We start from the raw sequence: 18,225 nt of genomic DNA, 5'->3' as shown, positions 1-18,225 counted from the left end.
TAAAGGCTCTTGCAGAAGCTCAAAAACAAAAGGAATAAACATTGCCTTAGGCAATGACTATTTAGCGTCACAAGGTTTAGTGTCATTGAGAGATATTTGGATCAATATTCATTACGGGATATGAACCGCCCATTGCGGACCCGCATGATGGGTGGTGTGGGGGCTGGAGGTTAGAGACCTCCGGCTGCCCGATTATCACTCTATTTATCCGTCGCTATAAATGTCTAATAACTTAACACGATTGGTATTATTTAGCTTTTTTTGCCTCTAGAGTTTCTATTTCACTCCAGATTTTTTCGGCTTCGGCACTTAACATGGCAAAGCTTTTAATGTCGCCTTTTCTTTGTGCCTGCATGCCTTGCTCTAGTTTTACGTCGTATTCTTTACGCAGTTTTTTTACGGGATCAGGCTTTAAAAATGAAAACATTAGTATTCTCTTAATTTATTAAATTATATGTATTTAGTGTACGCATTAATTGGCTTAATAGTTCTTTGTTTGGTGAAAATGTTTACTTTGCGCTTTAAAAGCGCAAAGTAAACACGGTGTAGTTATTAACGTACTGTGTGCTAGTTCTGGTTCTAATGCTTACGTTTCTGGCTCTAGGCGTTTAATACCTTGGCCATCAATACCTAAATAAATAAAACCATCACTGCCTTGAGCTAGGCTACGTACTCTGCCTATTCCATCGAGTATTTTATATTGCTTAACAACCTTGCCCTTTGAGAGTTCCAGCGCGCTAATAAAAGCAAACTTCATGGAGGCTAGTAATAGCTTACCTTTAAGCTTTGGGTATTTATCACTCGTTACATACAATATATCGGAAGGGGCTATAGAAGGGGTCCAGTGTAATACGGGCGATTGCATGCCGTCTTTTTCTTTAAGGTCGGTAAACTTGGTACCGCTGTAGTTAACGCCATAGCTTACTAGAGGCCATCCGTAGTTAGCGCCTTTATTTATTATATTAAGTTCATCGCCGCCGCGCGGCCCGTGCTCGTGGGACCATAAAATATTATTTTGATTATCAAACCACATGCCTTGTGGATTACGGTGCCCATAAGACCATGTCGCATGTTTTGCATCTTTTTGTTTAACAAACGGATTGTCGCTTGGGATACGGCCATCATCGTGTAAGCGATAAATTTTACCGCCGTCACGGGTGAGATCTTGCGGGTTTATGTCGCGCGAGCCGCGATCGCCAATTGAAAAATAAACATAACCTTCATTATCAAACACAATACGGCTGCCGTAGTGTTGGCCTTTGGTACTATTATGCTCGCCTTTGTATAGCAATTGCTGATCAGACAACTGCGTATGATCGCTACTTAGCTTGGCGCGCATTAAGGCGGTGTTACTTCCGCTCCCTTTGCCCTCACTACTTGAGTAACTAAAGTACAGCCATTGGTTTTGCTTACTATCGGTGTGTAGTGATAAATCAAGTAATCCACCTTGGCCATTAGCGTCAATGTCGGGCAGCCCAGAGACTTTAGTTAACGTAGTGGTATTTTTAGGTAATAAAAATAACGTTCCACTGCGCTCAGATATTAATAAATCACCATTAGCTAAAGGCTCAATAGCCCAAGGTACAACCACACCTTCTGCCGCTGTTACTGCGTTAACGTTAAGCGATAAAGTATCGAGCTGTTTATAGTTTTTTACGTAATCGCTTTTTGCATGCGCGGGTGCGTTAATAGCAAATATAGCAACGGCTAAGCCTGCACTTATTAGTTTAGGGAGTGTGTTATGTGACATTAAATTTATCATTATGGCTTCCAAAATTAATCCAATCTTACATAACCTTAACATGGCATAAATAAATTTGTTAAGCGTTGAGTTGAATGAAAAACACACACTTATATTTTTATACGATGACCTTTTAACAGAAAATTGTTTGTAATTAGCGCTAATAAAAAATTGAATAATTACTCTATTGGGGTTGAAAACTAAAAATTTCAGCGTACACTTGTGCGCTGAAGTTTGAGCGTACACGTGTAAGTTCAAACGTTAAGTATTTTACGACCCAAGAGATTAATAGTGATGATAATTAAAGTATTAAACCAATTTTCAAAATGGTTTTTACACCATCAAAGTTTTGCAGGCTACATAGAGCCAATAATGCAGGTGTTTAAACCTGCGTGGCGTGCAGGGCAGTTTAGAGCGCAAGTAGTTAATACAGTTGTGCTTGATGGCGGCTTTTTAAGTGTGCAACTTAAGCCTAGTAAACAATGGCGGGCGCATACATCAGGGCAGCATATAAGTTTAACGCTTGAAATTAATGGGCGATTATTAACACGCGTTTTTACCGTGGCCTCAAGCGCTAAGCAATTTAAAAATACTGGGTTAGTGCGTTTACTAATCAAAACAAATACGCAAGGGCGCTTTACTGGCTTACTCAGCAGCGCATTAAAAGCGGGTTTGTGGTGCAATATTTCTGCGCCAAACGGCGACTTTGTATTTAAAAATACACATACACCGGCTACTTTTGTTGCCGGTGGGTCGGGTATAACACCTATGCTGGCTATGCTTGATGATTACTTAAGCCAAACTACGCAAAAAGTGTCGTTGGTGTATTACGCAAAAGCTACTGAGCATCAATGTGTTGATGAGCTGAGTGAGTTTGTGGCGCAATTTGAGCATTTTTCGTTTTTATTATTAACGCGTGAGCAATCAAGCGATATAACCAGCAATATTAAGCCGTGGGAAAATCCAGACATTTACTGCTGTGGTCCTGCAGCATTTATGCAAACGGTGGGCGATTTTGCTAAAACGCATAAGCTAAATTACTACCAAGAGGCCTTTGGTTTGGCGCTGCCTACCTTAAACGACGACAGCCAATTTAATGTAAAAATTAACGCCAGTGCCCATGTTGTATCGGGCAACGATGTTTTACTGACTCAGTTTGAAGAAAAAAAGCTACCCGTTAAACGCGGTTGCGGTATTGGTATTTGTCATCAATGCCAATGTATTAAAAAGTCAGGCGTGGTACGTAATTTAAAAACAGGTGAATTGAGTGACAACGGCGAGCAATTAATACAACTTTGCGTAAGCCAACCTGTTAGTGATTTGGAGTTACAATTATGAAAAACATTAACTATGACATGCTCGCAAGCGAGCTAGATGCCATTAAAATGGACACCCTTGGCAAAGTAGGCCAACAAGATGCTGACTACATTCGCTCTGTTGTGCGCAAACAGCGAGTGTGTGAATGGAGCGGGCGAATTTTGCTAATGCTTGGTTTTATTCAGCCTTTATTGTGGGTTGCAGGTGTATTGCTATTAGCACTTGCTAAAATTTTAGACAATATGGAAATTGGCCACAATGTAATGCATGGTCAATACGATTGGATGAACGACAAGCAACTTAACTCACAGCATTATGAATGGGACATAGCGTGCGACGGGCAAAGTTGGCACCGCGTTCATAACTTTGAGCACCATACGTATACTAATATTATTGGTAAAGACAGAGACTTTGGTTATGGCTTGTTGCGCCTGAGCGATGATTTTAAGTGGCGTTTTAAAAATGTATGGCAGTTTTTTACGTATATTAATTTAAGTGTGCTATTTCAGTGGGGCGTGTCGTATCACGAGTTGGCTGCAGAGCGTGTTTTTATTGGTAAAAAGAAAGAAAACCGTGAAGGGCTTGTTTCACACTCTACATTAAAGCAGCGCTTTTTTAGTAAAGGCGCTCGCCAATTAATTAAAGATTATGCGATATTTCCGTTACTTGCAGGGCCTTTATTTTTATGGGTATTGGCCGGTAATTTAGTAGCAAACTTAATCCGTAATTTATGGACATCAACCATAATATTTTGTGGTCACTTTACTGAAGAAACCGAAACTTTTAAACAAGAAGACTGCGTAAACGAAGCCCAAGGGCAGTGGTATTACCGCCAAGTACTGGGCTCGTCTAATATTAAAGGACCGCATTGGTTTCATGTTTTAACAGGGCATTTGAGCTGCCAAATAGAGCATCATTTATTTCCTGATATGCCGTCTTCGCGCTACCAAGAAGTTGCACCTCAAGTACAAGCTGTTTTGAAAAAACACGGTATTGATTATCATACAGGTGGTTTTTTTAGACAGTATACGTCGGTGTTAAAACGTATTATTAAATATTCGTTTAAATAAACATGTTTTAATTAACGAATGAAAAAATCGGTCTGTGTAACTACACTGACCGATTTTTTTGTTTATTGCACTCAATACGGTTGATTAGTAAACAGCACTTGCAAAAAATTCTCATAGTTAATTAAAAAAGCCTTACTTTAGCTATGGTTAAATAGCGTGTGATTGTCATACAATGGAGGGAAATAGACCACACAAGAGAGATTAAAATGGCCGCATTTGGTACCGTGTTTATGCCGCAGATGATTCAAGCTCGTTTTTCTGATAATAAATGGAGCGAGAGCTCAATTGTCCCTTCCGATAAACTTGAACTTCATGCTGGTGCGCACGTTCTTCATTATTCAAGTACATGTTTTGAAGGCTTAAAAGCCTTTCGCCATGAAGATGGTTCTGTTTATCTTTTTAGAATGGATGCAAACATTGCACGCATGCAACAAAGCTCAGCGCTATTAAGCTTACCGAGTTTTGACAGCGATATGCTAAAAACGATGATTATCGATATTATGCGCGAATACGCAGATGAAACGCCATTACCACCGGGCTCTATGTATATTCGCCCAACGCACATTGGTACTGAGGCTGCAATTGGTAAAGCGGCTGCGCCATCAATGAGCTCACTTTTATATACGTTACTATCGCCAGTAGGTGATTACTTTGCCGGTGGTGCAACTGCACTGCGTGTATTGCTTGAAGAAGATGGTATGCGCTGCGCTCCGCACATGGGTATGGTAAAAAGTGGTGGTAACTACGCCAGTGCACTAGCACCTATTAGTGCTGCACGAACTAAGTATCAAGCAGATCAAATTTTATTTTGCCCAGGTGGCGACGTACAAGAAACCGGTGCTGCTAACTTTATACTTATTGATGGCAACGAAATTATTACTAAAGCGCTTGATAGCACGTTTTTACACGGTGTAACGCGTAATAGTATTTTAACCATAGCCAAAGATTTAGGTATGACGGTAAGCGAGCGTAACTTTAGCGTTACTGAGCTACTAGAGCGTGCTGCTAAACCAGGTACTGAAGCGGCGCTTTCGGGCACTGCAGCTGTACTAACTGCTGTGGGTACGTTTATTCATAACGATAAAGAATACAAAGTAGGTACTGGCGAGCCGGGCCCTACTACAGCGCGCCTTCGCCAAGCATTGAACGATATTCAATGGGGTAAAAGTGAAGACAAGCACGGCTGGTTAACTAAAATCTAATTATAGATTTAATCGCAACTCGCATTAAAAAGCCACCTAATCGGTGGCTTTTGTGTGTTTGGTTACTTTAAGCTGTGCTTATTAGAACTTCATTTCTATTTTACCGTACACGTAGCGTCCGTTAAATCCATACGGCGAGAAGCTAGAGTAAGCAAATAAACGTGAGAAGGTGGTTACATCGTCAACATTTTCACGGGTTGCATCTGGGTAAACATCAAAAATGTTATTAGCACCTAAGCTAAGCGATACGTTTTCACTAAGCGAGTAGGCGACATCTAAGTCGGTTATCCATTTAGGCTTAAGCACTTCGTTACGTTCAGGGTTGTCTGAAGGGTCTTGAGTTTCTCCGTAACGCGTTGTTCTAAGAGTGGTACGTATGTCGTCGTTAGTCCACGTAGCGCTTAAGTTGTACTTATTACGCGGTGTACTTACTTCAAAACGACGCAGCTCAGTGCCTGAGAACAAGTTGTCTTGATCAAACCCTGCACCTTGAAGCTCTGCTGGTGGGTCAATAATATTTGTTACTTCATTTTTGCCGTAGTTATAACCTAGGTTAAAGGCTAAATCGCCGTAACCATCAGTTGCTACATTATATGAGGCAACCACATCCACACCACGGGTTTTACTGTCAATTGCATTTAAGAAGAAACGACCTTGGTTAGCGCCTGTGCCTTGAAGTAGATCGGCAATAGCATCGCCCGATAAGTTGTTTGATAGCACAATGCGGTCATCAATTAATATTTGGTAGTAATCAACCGATAAGCTGAAATTAAAGTCGGTAGACCATGTAAAACCAACGCCGTAGTTTGTTGCTTCTTCAGCATCAAGACCTGGTGAGCCCAGTGCTTTTGCTACATCGCTGCTTGGTGCGAACGTACCTGTTTCGGTTGGTTCGCCATCAACAAATACAGTGGCCACTGAGGTAAAGTATTGTTGCTGCAATGAAGGTGCTCTAAAACCAGTAGATACTGAGGCGCGTAGTGCTAAGTCTTCAGTTAATGAATAACGAGTCGCAATTTTACCGTTAAGTGTATCGCCAAAGTCTGAGTAATCTTCATAACGGGCGGCAACCGCTAAATTCCAATCGTCGGTTAGGTAGGTTTCAAGGTCTATATATAAGCTCACGTTGTGGCGGCTGTTATCGCCCTCTGATTCGGGTGTAAACCCCGGGAATACTTGTGCGCCCGCTGCGCCAAATGGGCCATCAACTGGGTCGGTTACTGCGCCTCCTGGGCCAAATGTGCCTTGTGCATATGATGCTTCTTCGCCTGCATCTATTTGGTATCCTTCGCGGCGATACTCAGCACCTACAGCTACGTTTACAGAGCTTTCTAAAAAGCTGACGTCTACTTCGCGGCTAAAATCAACGTTTAAAGTAAGTTGATCGTAGGTAAGTGTTCCTGCATCAAAGCTTGTTTGGCTAGTAGGGCCATATGAGGTATTTAAGCTATTTATAACACCAAACTCAAATGCATCTTGACCATATACGGCCGATACATCGTAATTCCATTCACTTACAAAACCTTTAGCGCCAAGTGCCAGTGAAAAGTCATCTATGTCTGAGGTAATAACAGGTAAAAAGCCATCAGGGTATACTTCTTCTATATTACGGCTATCGCTTGCACGGCGATAAAACCCGCCGCCTTCGCCTTCACGTTTGCTGTAAGAGCCAAACGAATATAAATCAACTTCGTTTGTTAACTGGTAACCTGCGTTATAAAACATTGAAAAATCTTCAACATCGCCATTACCAAAGTTATGGTTGTAACGATTTACGGTAAGTTCACGTGGGTCTAGCGCACCATCTACTGAACCGTCATCTATGCGTGCGTAGTTTTCACGGTTATCGTAGTCTGAGCGGTTAGTTGAATGGCGGTCGCGGTATTCTGTTGAGATGTTTAAAAAGCCATTATCGCCAAGCTCAAAACCCATATTACCTTGCAGCGTTAATGTTTGACCATCGGTTAAAGAGCGATCGCCTCCTTCGGTAAATGCTAAATTACCATCACTGCCTTCAGATACAGATTTTAGCTGTGGTACACCGTCCATTTCGGTTACGTTAGCACCATATATAGCCGCAACTGAACCACCGCTGCTGGCACTTTTAAGTACAATATTAATAACACCAGCTATCGCATCAGAGCCATATTGCGCTGCTGCACCATCGCGTAATACTTCAATACGGGCAATAGCATTTGCAGGTATCGCATTTAAGTCAACCGATGATGAACCACGACCCGTTGAGCCATTTAAGTTAAGTAATGCGTTGCTGTGGCGGCGCTTACCATTAACAAGCACTAAGGTGTGATCGGGTGCTAAGCCACGAAGCTGAGCGGGACGTACATGGTCGCTGCCATCAGTAAGTGATGCTTGTGGGAAGTTAAAGCTGGGTAATAAACTGCTAAGCAGGGCATTCGTTTCAGTAAAGCCTGAATTTTTAAGTGCATCTGCACCAATTATATCGATGGGTACTGCGCTGTCTTCTACTGTACGGCCTAATCGGCGAGAGCCAATTACGCTTATTTGTTCGATGTTTTCTTCTGCTTTAATGTCTTGCTCTGCAGCATTTACGCAGAGCGAACCAAGTAGTGCAGCAGACGCGCTCATTGCGAGTAATATTTGTGGTACCGATTGCTGTAATTTAAATAACGGTTTTCTATTCATGCTGTATTTCCCCATACCCATTGAATTATTTTAGTTTTGTACAAAAAGCTCAAACCTCTTTGTTACCTTGAACATATACTTAATTAACAAAGTCAGTCAATTGAATAACATTCAATTAATTTAAGGGTTTTTATAATTACATTTGGTTGTTTTTTATAATGATCATTGTTTTAGTTATATAGCGGAGGTAATTGCTAAGTAATTGATGGATAATGAATTATATTTAAAAGTTAAATTTAACGTTTAATTAACTGGTAAGATGAGATGGGTGGTTTAAATTAATTATGGGTAGGGAACCATTTTTATTGGGCTGGCAATAAATAGCTGTTGAGCTATAAATATTTTTTAAAATTTAAAATACAAATAAACCCAATAAATGTTAACTAAATTAACATTTAATGGGTGTACTATAAATTATGTACTACTTATTAGAACCTATACTTTAAAGCATGAAGCAATTTTGTTTTTATAAGTAATTGGTATAAAAAAAGAGTGCTAAAAATAGTGTTAAAATTTAATTTTTCCAACAAGCATATCTTTAAACATTACCCAATCTCCCCATAAACTGTAAAAAGGGTGTTTAAAAGTAGCAGGGCGGTTTTTTTCAAAAAAGAAATGTCCGACCCACGCAAACCCATATCCAATAACAGGTAATAGCCATAATAAACTGTAGTGTTGTTTTAATAATGCTATTGCGATTACAGCAAGAACGAGGGTGCTTCCTATAAAATGTAAGCGGCGGCAAATCACATTGCGATGCTCTTTTAAATAATAAGGGTAGAAGGCTTTAAAGCTTTTAAACGTGGGGTTTGTACTTTGCATAGTGTGCTCTTTTATTGTTTTTTATTTTAATGAGGGTCGTGCTATTAAAGCGTAAGTTTACATTTGTTTACAGCGATAAATGGCGCTTAACGCATCTAAATAGACAAAAGGGCTAAAAGTTAATAACTTAGGCGCACTATTAATAAATAAGAATGGAACTCAGGATGTTTAAACACACTCTAGCATGTGCTGTAATTGTAGCGCTTAGCGGCTGTTCAGAGCCAACTAATACGGTAACTCAAGAAGAAGTAAAAGCACCAATGAAGCAAGTTAACGCAGTTATATACCCAGAAACAAAAAAAGGCGATATCGTAGATACCTACTTTGAAGAAGCCGTTAGCGACCCATATCGTTGGCTTGAAGATGACATGAGCAGCGAAACTGCCGATTGGGTTAAAACGCAAAACAATTTAACGTTTTCTTATTTAGAACAAATCCCTTATCGCGATAAGTTAAAGCAGCGCCTTGAAAAACTAATGAATTACGAAAAAATAGGCGCTCCTTTTACTGAAGGCGATTACACCTATTTTTATAAAAACGATGGCCTGCAAAATCAATATGTTTTGTACCGCAGTAAAGATGGCGGCGACGTTGAAGTATTTTTAGATCCAAACAAGTTTAGTGAAGATGGTACGACGTCTATGTCGGGTTTATCGTTTTCAAAAGATGGCTCATTACTCGCGTATCAAATATCTGAAGGTGGCAGCGATTGGCGCAAAATTATAGTTATTGATGCACGTACCAAAGAGCAAGTTGAAGAAGCGCTTGTTGACGTTAAATTTAGTGGCATTGATTGGTTAGGCAACGAAGGTTTTTATTATTCAAGTTACGAAAAACCTAAAGGGAGTGAACTTTCGGCTAAAACAGATCAGCATAAAGCGTATTACCATAAGCTAGGTACTGCACAGTCTGCTGATAGTGTTGTATTTGGTGAAACTGATGAGCAAAAACATCGCTATGTAGGCGCTGATGTAACTCATGACGGCCGTTACCTACTTATTTCAGCTAGTACGTCTACGTCAGGCAATAAGTTGTTTATAAAAGATCTAACAAAAGAAAACAGTGAGTTTGTAACGGTTGTTGGAAATACTGATTCAGATACATCAGTTATTGATAACGAAGGCAGCAAGCTGTTTTTAGTTACTAACCTCAATGCACCAAACAAAAAAGTAGTGACGGTTGATGCAAGTAATCCAAGCCCAGAAAATTGGGTTGATTTAATTCCAGAAACCAAAAACGTACTAAATCTTACAAAAGGTGGCGATACCTTTTTTGCCAACTACATGGTTGATGCTATTTCACAGGTAAAACAGTACAACAAAAAAGGTGAGTTAATTCGCGAAATTACATTACCAGGCGTGGGTACTGCACGTGGTTTTGGCGGTAAAAAAGATCAAACAACGCTTTATTATTCGTTCACTAACTACAAAACACCAGGTACTACTTATACGTTTGACGTAACTACGGGTGAATCGGGTGTTTATCGTAAATCGGCTATTGATTTTAATAGCGATGATTACACGTCTGAGCAAGTGTTTTACACCTCAAAAGACGGTACTAAAATACCGATGGTAATTACCTATAAAACAGGCATTAAGCTTGATGGTTCAAACCCTACTATTTTATACGGTTACGGTGGTTTTAATATTAGTTTAACGCCAAGCTTTAGCCCCGTTAATGCAGTATGGCTTGAGCAAGGTGGTGTGTACGCCGTTGCTAATATTCGCGGTGGTGGTGAGTACGGTAAAGACTGGCACAATGCCGGCACTAAATTGCAAAAGCAAAATGTGTTTGACGACTTTATTGCCGCAGCTGAGTATTTAAAAGATAAAAAGTACACGTCTAAAAAGCGCTTAGCACTTCGCGGTGGATCTAATGGTGGTTTGTTAGTTGGCGCAGTAATGACGCAGCGCCCAGACTTATTTCAGGTTGCTCTACCTGCTGTAGGTGTACTTGATATGCTGCGCTACCATACATTTACTGCCGGCGCTGGCTGGGCATACGACTACGGTACCAGTGAGCAAAGCAAAGAAATGTTTGAATACATTAAAGGTTATTCACCACTTCATAATGTAAAAGCAGGTGTTGAGTATCCAGCGACTATGATTACAACCGGCGATCATGATGACCGCGTTGTCCCTTCGCATTCGTTTAAGTTTGCAGCTGAGCTTCAAGCAAAGCAAACGGGTAATAACCCAACGCTTATTCGCATAGAAACCAATGCGGGGCATGGTGCAGGTACACCAACGAGTAAAACAATTGAGCAGTATGCTGATATATTTGGTTTTACGCTATATAACATGGGCGTAGAGTCGTTATAAAAGCGCTTTAACAAAATAGCTAACTTTAATAGCTGAGCAAAAAGGCCGAGTAAATTTAATTTACTCGGCCTTTTCAATGAAATTGGTATTACTACTGCATAGGTGAAAACAATCGTTGGTATGTTTTATAGGCGTACTCGTCGGTCATTCCGCTCAAATAATCGCAAATTATACGCATCCCTTGGTTTTGCTTTTGTGCTTCTATGTATTGTGCTTGTGTTGTTTCGGGCAATAAACGCAGCGGATCGCTAGCAAACGCGGTAAATAACTCTATTAGTAAGTTTTGACCTTTGAACTCTATTTGCTGCATTTCGGGGTCACGTATTAAACGTTGAAACACAAAATGCTTAAATATTTGCAATACATTGTCGTATTGGGCATCTAATTTAGCGGTGTACTTTAAAATAGGGCATTCAAAGTCATCGTTTTGAATATCTAAATGTATATGAATAATAAAGGTATTAACCAGCTCACCTATGGCATCTTTTCGCTCATAATCATTTTTTGAAAACAAACGCTTGGTGAGTGACTCAAGCATGCTGTTTAACCAGTCAAAATTTAGTGCTTTTAAATGGGGCAGAGCATGGGTTTGCCAATCGTCTAACGTAAGTACATGGGTTGCAATGGCATCTTCTAAGTCATGAACGGCGTATGCTATATCGTCGGCATGTTCCATTATGGCGCTGTCGAGCGATTTATACGTTGTTTTAGCGCGGTACTTATCAATAGCGGCATGATTACCCAGCAACGTTTTATCGTTTTGACTCAGTGGTTCTACTATCCAATTGAATATGGCTGCATCGTCGTTGTATAACCCTTTGGCAGGTCGCCAATCATCTGCTTTTATAAATGCACGACCGGTTGCGGCATCGGGAATGGTATGCCATAGCGTGTTAATAAATGCGGGGTATTTTATAAAACCTAATAAAGTACGACGAGTTAGGTTCATACCGTGCCCGTTACTGTAGGGCTCAAGTTTTGCAACTATGCGCAGTGTTTGTGCGTTACCTTCAAAACCACCGTGATCGCGCATCATGTAATTTAGCGCTATTTCACCACCATGACCAAAAGGCGGATGGCCAATATCGTGCGCTAAACACAGTGTTTCGAGCAGTCCGGTTGATGGAAAGTGCGTAAAGTCGCCATGTTGCGCTTTTAAATGGCGCAATATACCAGTACCAATTTGCGATACTTCTAAAGAGTGGGTAAGGCGAGTGCGGTAAAAGTCGTTAAGGCCAATGCCCATAATTTGGGTTTTAGCTTGCAAACGCCTAAATGCAGCTGCATGAATAATACGCGAACGGTCGACCTGCCACGGCGAGCGGTTATCGTTAGGACGATGTTTATATTGCTCTATTATTCGGCTTTGCCATTGTTTATCCATACTGCTTACTCACACATAGTTAATATTATTAAACTTTGCCCAGTATACCCATGGACTTATAAATTGCGAATGAACAAATGCACTACATAGGCTCCGTTTTATCTAAAATTCAAGTACACTGCTGAAAATTCAACCGTAAAAGGTCACCAAACCCCAGTTATTCGCGTTTATAAAGTGGCTTAGGTATAATGCGCCTTCGTATGCTTGTGTATAAACCATGCATAACTAAGTTTAATAGAGAGAATAGATGTTAAAAACGATTTTTAAGCTTTTACTAACTGTATTTTTTGTTTGGGCGCTTGCATACCCGTTTATACAAAGTGACGATGTTGAACTAGATGAACAAACGTCAGAACAACCAAAAAAAGTGAAGAAAAAAGAAAAACCATTACATAATGTAAAACTGCCAAAGTTTTCAGAATTTAGTGATGTTAAAGAAAAAAAACATGCATTTTTTAGCTTTATTCGTCCGCACGTTGAAGCCGAAAATAAAAAAATATTACAGCAACGCGCTAAGCTTCAAATTGCACGATTAATGCTTGAGGATAACGAGCCACTGCAATCTAAGCAAAGCAAAGATATTATCAAAATTTTAGAGTCGTACGATTTACCAACAACGCTTGATACTTTAACGCTTAGTCTTGCATTGCGCCGTGTTGATATAATTCCTAAAGAATTAGCGCTTATGCAAGCTGCAAACGAATCTGCATGGGGCACTTCGCGTTTTGCACGTATTGGCCTTAACTTTTTTGGTCAGTGGTGCTACACAAAAGGTTGTGGCATGGTGCCAAAACGCCGTAATACCGGGGCTGCGCACGAAGTTGCTGCGTTTAAATCGGTAAGAGCTGCTATAAACTCTTACTTTAAAAACATAAATACGCATCCTGCTTATAAAGATTTGCGCGCAATACGTGAAAACTTACGTCTTGAGCAAAAACCAATTTTAGCGACTGAACTTACACAAGGTTTAATGTCTTACTCTGAGCGCGGTGAAGCGTATATAGAAGAGTTAAACACGATGATTAGCCAAAATAGAGCCTACTTTGATGAATAAATACATTTTTAATTGTACCAACGCTATTGTGTTAGTACTGCTGAGCATTAGTGCGTTTAATGTAAATGCGAGAGAATTTGTGATGTCGTATGACGGTTTTTACGACCGCTTAAAAATTGTTAACAAAGGCGATTTTCAATATGCGCGAGTTAACTTTTACATTAGTGATATTGGTACTAATGAAACATGTGCGATTAAAAGCGGTACTATTTTAACCGAAAGAAACGAGTATCCACTTAACTTTACCGATAAAGCACAATTACTATTGCCGTTCGATAAGCAGCTTGATACCGATAAAGCGGTTATTGTAGTAGAGCCGCTCAATCCTGTACACGATTGCCAATTAAAGCTACAAATAGAAGCAAACGAACTTGAAGGTTTAGCATTTTCAAAGCAGTCGTTATATACCATTAACGAAGAACTTGATGAGCTGTTAACTGATTTGTCGGGCTTTTTTGTAAGTAAATTAATGTGGTTTTTATTACCAGAGCAAAAGGGCGTAGCAGTTACATTTAAAAGCCCAATGCAATTTGATGATAAGAGCATAACGTGTGAAAAGTCAGTGTGTTATTTTGCAGTTGAAGATAGCTGGGAAGATGATAGCGCAGTGCTTGGCGATATATCGAACGTTATTAAAGTAACGCCTTGGATTGTTAAGTAGCTCACATACAAAAAGCGGCATTTAGCCGCTTTTTTTGTACCAAAATCAGTACTCTTTTTTAGTCTTTGGTTTTTATTTAATAAGTGGTGCTGATGAATCGCGCTGCATTAAAGTAGGTTCAAAAAAGCGATTTATAACAAGGTTTTTATTTTGATATACGTCTTTAAGTACTAATTTAGCAGCCATTTCGCCCATTTTCCCGACCGGATTATCTATGGTCGTGAGTGTAGGGTATAGGTAGTTTGCAAAAATAACGTTATCAAATCCAACAATCGATAAATCAATTGGTAAGTTATAACCGTGCTCTCGTGCATACTTCATGGCACCGGAGGCCATTTCGTCATTGGCGCATACCAGTGCAGTAAAGCTAAGTTTTTCATCAATAAAATGTTTTAAGCCTTTACTACCGCCAGTTTCGTTAAAGTCGCCAATATAAAAAAGCGTAGGATCAAATTTAACACCAGCCTCTGTAAGCGCTTGTTTGTGACCTTCTAAGCGGTTAAATGCATCGGCTTTAAACTGCGGGCCTGCAATGTACGCTATTTGTGTATGGCCTTGATTTAATATCGATTTAGTGGCTAGGTAGCCACCTAGTTGGTTATCTAGACTGATACAGTTGTCTTTTAGTTGCTCTACGTAACGGCTCATTAAATAAACGGGTGTAGAGCCTTGGCTTAGTTTTATTAGGTAGTCGTCTGAGACGGCTTCTACGTGCAAAATAATGGCATCGCAGCGTCTGCTAATTAAAAACTCAATGCCTTCTTGTTCTTTGTCTTCTTCACTGTGTCCGGTGGTAATAATAACGTGTTTACCCGCAGCACGAAGCTCTGACTCAATACCTGCCATCATTTGGGCAAAGAAAGGACCATGTAACTCAGACACTAAAATACCGACACTGTTAGTACAGTTAGAGGCTAAAGATTGCGCTATTGAATTAGGCTTGTAGCCAAGCTGCGCCATAGCATCAAGCACTTTTTGTTTAGTTTTATCGCTTACACGGGTATTTTTGTTCATCACGCGAGAAACGGTGGCTAACGATACGCCCGCAAGCTCTGAGACTTGATAAATTGTTGCCATGTTATTTGTTCACTCGCTTATCCTTAACTACTTCGGCTAAATAATACCTTAGAGTATATATCTTAACTAGCTGTTAGTTTAGATTGAATATTTTCAACAACCTGATTAGTCAGTGTATATTTTTTCATTATGTAGGCAACAAATAATGAGCCAAAAGCAGGTAGTACAGTGAATGACAGTAAAATACCGTGTTGGGTATCAATAGTTTGTACTGCATCGGCCTGATAACTGTAAAAAGATAACAACCAGCCTGCAATTGCGCCGCCTACAGCCACGCCCATCTTAATAAAAAATATAACGCCTGAATAAACCAAACCCGTAATGCGTACACCTGTTTTTTCATGCCCGTAATCTATGGTGTCGGCCATTTTTGCCCACAACAACGGGGTTGCCATATCTAAAAAGAATTTCCATAAAATAAAGGCAGTAAATGCGAGTACTAATTGATCTTTACTAACAAAGTAACTAAAACCACAAATAGCGGCGGCAATAACTTGTAAGCTTATATAGGCCTTTATTTTGCAAAAGCGTTTTGCAAGTGGTTGAGCTAAAGCACAACCTACCATGCTGGCTGCAACACCTAGCGTCATAAATAAGGTGATTAAATCGTCTCGACCTAAATAGTATTTTACGTAGTAAACAGCAAGCGTAAGCCTTAATACTTGCCCGGTAAGTAAAAAGAATGCAGCTAAGCAAAGTGTTCGCCATTGATCGTTTTTAATTAATGCTTTAACACTTTGGGCAAAAGGAATGTTTTGCTCTTTAGGCTGTTGTATACGCTCTTTTGTGCCTAAAAAACAAAGTAAAAACAGTACAAAGCCCAAAATGCTCATTGCAGTCATTGTGTATTGATAGCCCTTGGCAGCATCGCCTTGGCCAAAATACTCAACCATTGGCATAGTACAACCCGCTACTATTACGCCGCCTAACATACCAAATACAAACCGGTAAGACTGAATAGTCACGCGCTCTTTTACATCAGCCGTAAGTACGCCGCCCAATGCACAATAAGGAATATTGATAGCGGTGTAGACAACCATAAGCAGAGTGTAAGTAGTAAAGGCATAAATTATTTTATCGGTGCCTTCTAAATCGGGCGTAGTGAACGCTAAAATACTAATAATGGCAAAGGGAAGGGCAAGCCACAGTAAATAGGGGCGAAAGTGCCCCCAGCGCGTATGTGTTTTATCAGCAAGGTTGCCCATTAACGGGTCGGTTACGGCATCAAAAATACGCACTGCTAAAAACATAGTACCTACAACAGCAGGCGATAAACCCACTACGTCTGTGTAGTACAGCATTAAAAACATCATAACTGTTTGAAAAATAATATTACTGGCGGTGTCGCCTAAGCCATACGCTATTTTTTCTTTTACACTGACCATGATTGTTTATCCCGCTTTATACTTGTTTTTAGTTGTGGGTATACTCTTATCTTTTAGAGATGAGTTCTTTATAAGCTAAGCCACTATTTTTAATGGTGCGTTGCTGCGTCTTATAATCTACATACACAATACCAAAACGTTTTAAATAACCTTCTGCCCACTCAAAGTTATCCATTAAGCTCCAAGCAAAGTAGCCATCTATAACAACACCTTGTTCAATCGCATTATGAACCGCATTTAAGTGATCATTATAGTAATTTAAACGATCTAAGTCGTTAACTTCACCATTATTATATGTATCGGGCATGGCTGCGCCATTTTCTGTTATATAAATAGGCGGTAGGGTGTATGTTTTATTTAGCGATACGAGCAAGTCGGTGAACGATTGCGGATAAATTTCCCATCCCATATCAGTTAACGGACCTGTAGGTGCAATGGGTTCATAAATGTCAGTAGGGTGCGCTTTATAAATTTGGCGGGTATAAAAGTTAATGCCTAAGTAATCAATTGGCTGAGAAATTAATTCCATATCACCAGGGTGTATGTCTGGTAAATGATTGCTTGGTAATTGGTTTATTATATCGGGGTATTTACCATCCATTATTGGTTTCATGTACCACTGATTTAAGTAGTCATCAGCGTATTTGGCACTGTCTATGTCTTGCTGAGCATCAGTAAGTGGATATGCGGGTGTAAAGTTAAGCACAATGCCGTTTTGAGTATTAGGCGATGTTTTATTTAGCACGTTCATGGCCAGACCATGAGCGAGTAATAAGTGATGAGCTGCTTTTTTACCATACTGCTTACCGACCAGGCCCGGGGCATGTATGCCAATTTCGTAACCCAAAAACGCGCTGCAAAAGGGTTCGTTTAATGTAGCGTAAGAATACACTCGTGTTCCAAATGCGTTAGTAATTAGTTCTACGTATTGCTCAAATGCATAAGCTGTTTTTCTGTTGAGCCAGCCGCCTTCATCTTCAAGGTGTTGCGGTAAATCCCAGTGGTACAAAGTAACAAAGGCTTTTATATTTTTTCGTTTTAGCTCATCTAAAATATCAGTATAAAACTTAACGCCTACAGGATTTAACTTTCCGTCTTGAGTCATCACGCGAGGCCATGAAATAGAAAGCCTGTAAGCATCAACACCTAGAGACTCTATTAAATCTATGTCTTGTTGCCAATTGTTGTAATGATCGCAGGCAATATGACCATGTGAATTGTCAGCAATTTTACCTGCAGTACTACAAAAGGTATCCCAAATACACGGTAAGCGATGCTCATACCCGCCCTCTATCTGAAATGATGCTGTAGCTACACCATAAACAAAGTCTTTTGTTAATAGAGGTGAATTAAATGGTAATGATATTTTTGTCATTGGTTACAAACCTTTTTGAGAACTTAATTGCACGCTTAGCGCTTATTTTTACTGACTTTCAGCGGGTACAAAACATTATTAAAAATAAAAGTTGTTGAAATATGTAACATGTTCGTATTTAATTAGCCGTGAAAGCGCTTACATTTTTAGAT

The 18,225-nt window shown here is 39.9% G+C and carries 14 protein-coding genes; 6 read left to right on the top strand and 8 right to left on the bottom strand.

Annotated elements, in window-relative coordinates; all coding sequences use genetic code 11:
* Positions 1-247: 247 nt before the first annotated feature.
* Entirely contained in the window at positions 248-427 is a 180-nt protein-coding gene (locus tag I6F47_RS04885) for a DUF6435 family protein (RefSeq protein WP_007375469.1), read from the bottom strand.
* A gap of 159 nt (positions 428-586) precedes the next feature.
* Positions 587-1,762 (bottom strand): PQQ-dependent sugar dehydrogenase, encoded by a 1,176-nt coding sequence (locus I6F47_RS04880; protein ID WP_197183437.1) that lies wholly within the window; start codon positions 1,760-1,762, stop codon positions 587-589.
* A 273-nt stretch (positions 1,763-2,035) separates the two neighbouring features.
* On the opposite strand from I6F47_RS04880, the gene I6F47_RS04875 reads away from it, so the two are divergent.
* The 3 genes from I6F47_RS04875 (at position 2,036) to I6F47_RS04865 (ending at position 5,330) form a co-directional block, all read left to right on the top strand.
* Entirely contained in the window at positions 2,036-3,079 is a 1,044-nt protein-coding gene (locus tag I6F47_RS04875; protein ID WP_197183514.1) for a flavin reductase family protein, read from the top strand.
* Entirely contained in the window at positions 3,076-4,128 is a 1,053-nt protein-coding gene (locus I6F47_RS04870; protein WP_197183436.1) for a fatty acid desaturase family protein, read from the top strand. The genes I6F47_RS04875 and I6F47_RS04870 overlap by 4 nt, the downstream gene beginning before the upstream one ends.
* A gap of 200 nt (positions 4,129-4,328) precedes the next feature.
* Positions 4,329-5,330, top strand: coding sequence for a branched-chain amino acid aminotransferase (locus I6F47_RS04865; RefSeq protein WP_257983256.1), 1,002 nt, complete (start codon positions 4,329-4,331; stop codon positions 5,328-5,330).
* An 81-nt stretch (positions 5,331-5,411) separates the two neighbouring features.
* Here the strand turns inward: I6F47_RS04865 and I6F47_RS04860 are convergent, their stop codons facing one another.
* Positions 5,412-7,994: a TonB-dependent receptor plug domain-containing protein gene (locus I6F47_RS04860; protein WP_197183435.1), complete on the bottom strand. Its 2,583-nt coding sequence runs from the start codon at positions 7,992-7,994 to the stop codon at positions 5,412-5,414.
* A 507-nt stretch (positions 7,995-8,501) separates the two neighbouring features.
* Positions 8,502-8,816: a DUF962 domain-containing protein gene (locus tag I6F47_RS04855; protein ID WP_010552524.1), complete on the bottom strand. Its 315-nt coding sequence runs from the start codon at positions 8,814-8,816 to the stop codon at positions 8,502-8,504.
* A gap of 164 nt (positions 8,817-8,980) precedes the next feature.
* On the opposite strand from I6F47_RS04855, the gene I6F47_RS04850 reads away from it, so the two are divergent.
* A complete protein-coding gene (locus I6F47_RS04850; RefSeq protein ID WP_197174173.1) occupies positions 8,981-11,137 on the top strand; it encodes a prolyl oligopeptidase family serine peptidase in 2,157 nt (718 codons plus the stop codon).
* Positions 11,138-11,228: 91 nt separating this feature from the next.
* Here the strand turns inward: I6F47_RS04850 and I6F47_RS04845 are convergent, their stop codons facing one another.
* Positions 11,229-12,521: an anti-phage deoxyguanosine triphosphatase gene (locus I6F47_RS04845; RefSeq protein ID WP_197183434.1), complete on the bottom strand. Its 1,293-nt coding sequence runs from the start codon at positions 12,519-12,521 to the stop codon at positions 11,229-11,231.
* A gap of 247 nt (positions 12,522-12,768) precedes the next feature.
* On the opposite strand from I6F47_RS04845, the gene I6F47_RS04840 reads away from it, so the two are divergent.
* Complete coding sequence (locus I6F47_RS04840) at positions 12,769-13,575, top strand: glucosaminidase domain-containing protein (protein WP_197183433.1); 807 nt, start codon at positions 12,769-12,771, stop codon at positions 13,573-13,575.
* Positions 13,568-14,236, top strand: a complete 669-nt coding sequence (locus I6F47_RS04835) for a DUF2987 domain-containing protein (protein ID WP_101162854.1) — start codon at positions 13,568-13,570, stop codon at positions 14,234-14,236. Before I6F47_RS04840 ends, I6F47_RS04835 begins: the two co-directional genes overlap by 8 nt.
* 72 nt (positions 14,237-14,308) lie before the next feature.
* Here I6F47_RS04835 and I6F47_RS04830 read toward each other — a convergent pair whose 3' ends face one another.
* The 3 genes from I6F47_RS04830 to I6F47_RS04820 all read right to left on the bottom strand — a co-directional run bounded on the left by I6F47_RS04830 (position 14,309) and on the right by I6F47_RS04820 (position 18,073).
* Positions 14,309-15,313 carry a LacI family DNA-binding transcriptional regulator gene (locus I6F47_RS04830; protein ID WP_165726368.1) on the bottom strand — a complete coding sequence of 335 codons (1,005 nt, stop codon included), beginning with the start codon at positions 15,311-15,313 and terminating at the stop codon, positions 14,309-14,311.
* Positions 15,314-15,375: 62 nt separating this feature from the next.
* Positions 15,376-16,698, bottom strand: coding sequence for a glycoside-pentoside-hexuronide (GPH):cation symporter (locus tag I6F47_RS04825; RefSeq protein ID WP_197183432.1), 1,323 nt, complete (start codon positions 16,696-16,698; stop codon positions 15,376-15,378).
* A 46-nt stretch (positions 16,699-16,744) separates the two neighbouring features.
* A complete protein-coding gene (locus tag I6F47_RS04820; RefSeq protein ID WP_197183431.1) occupies positions 16,745-18,073 on the bottom strand; it encodes a GH1 family beta-glucosidase in 1,329 nt (442 codons plus the stop codon).
* Positions 18,074-18,225 lie beyond the last annotated feature (152 nt).

This window comes from Pseudoalteromonas sp. NZS37 (genome assembly GCF_015864265.1).
Lineage (GTDB): Bacteria > Pseudomonadota > Gammaproteobacteria > Enterobacterales > Alteromonadaceae > Pseudoalteromonas > Pseudoalteromonas arctica.
Note: the sequence above shows the minus strand (reverse complement) of the source record. Positions and strands in the feature narration are given on the sequence as shown.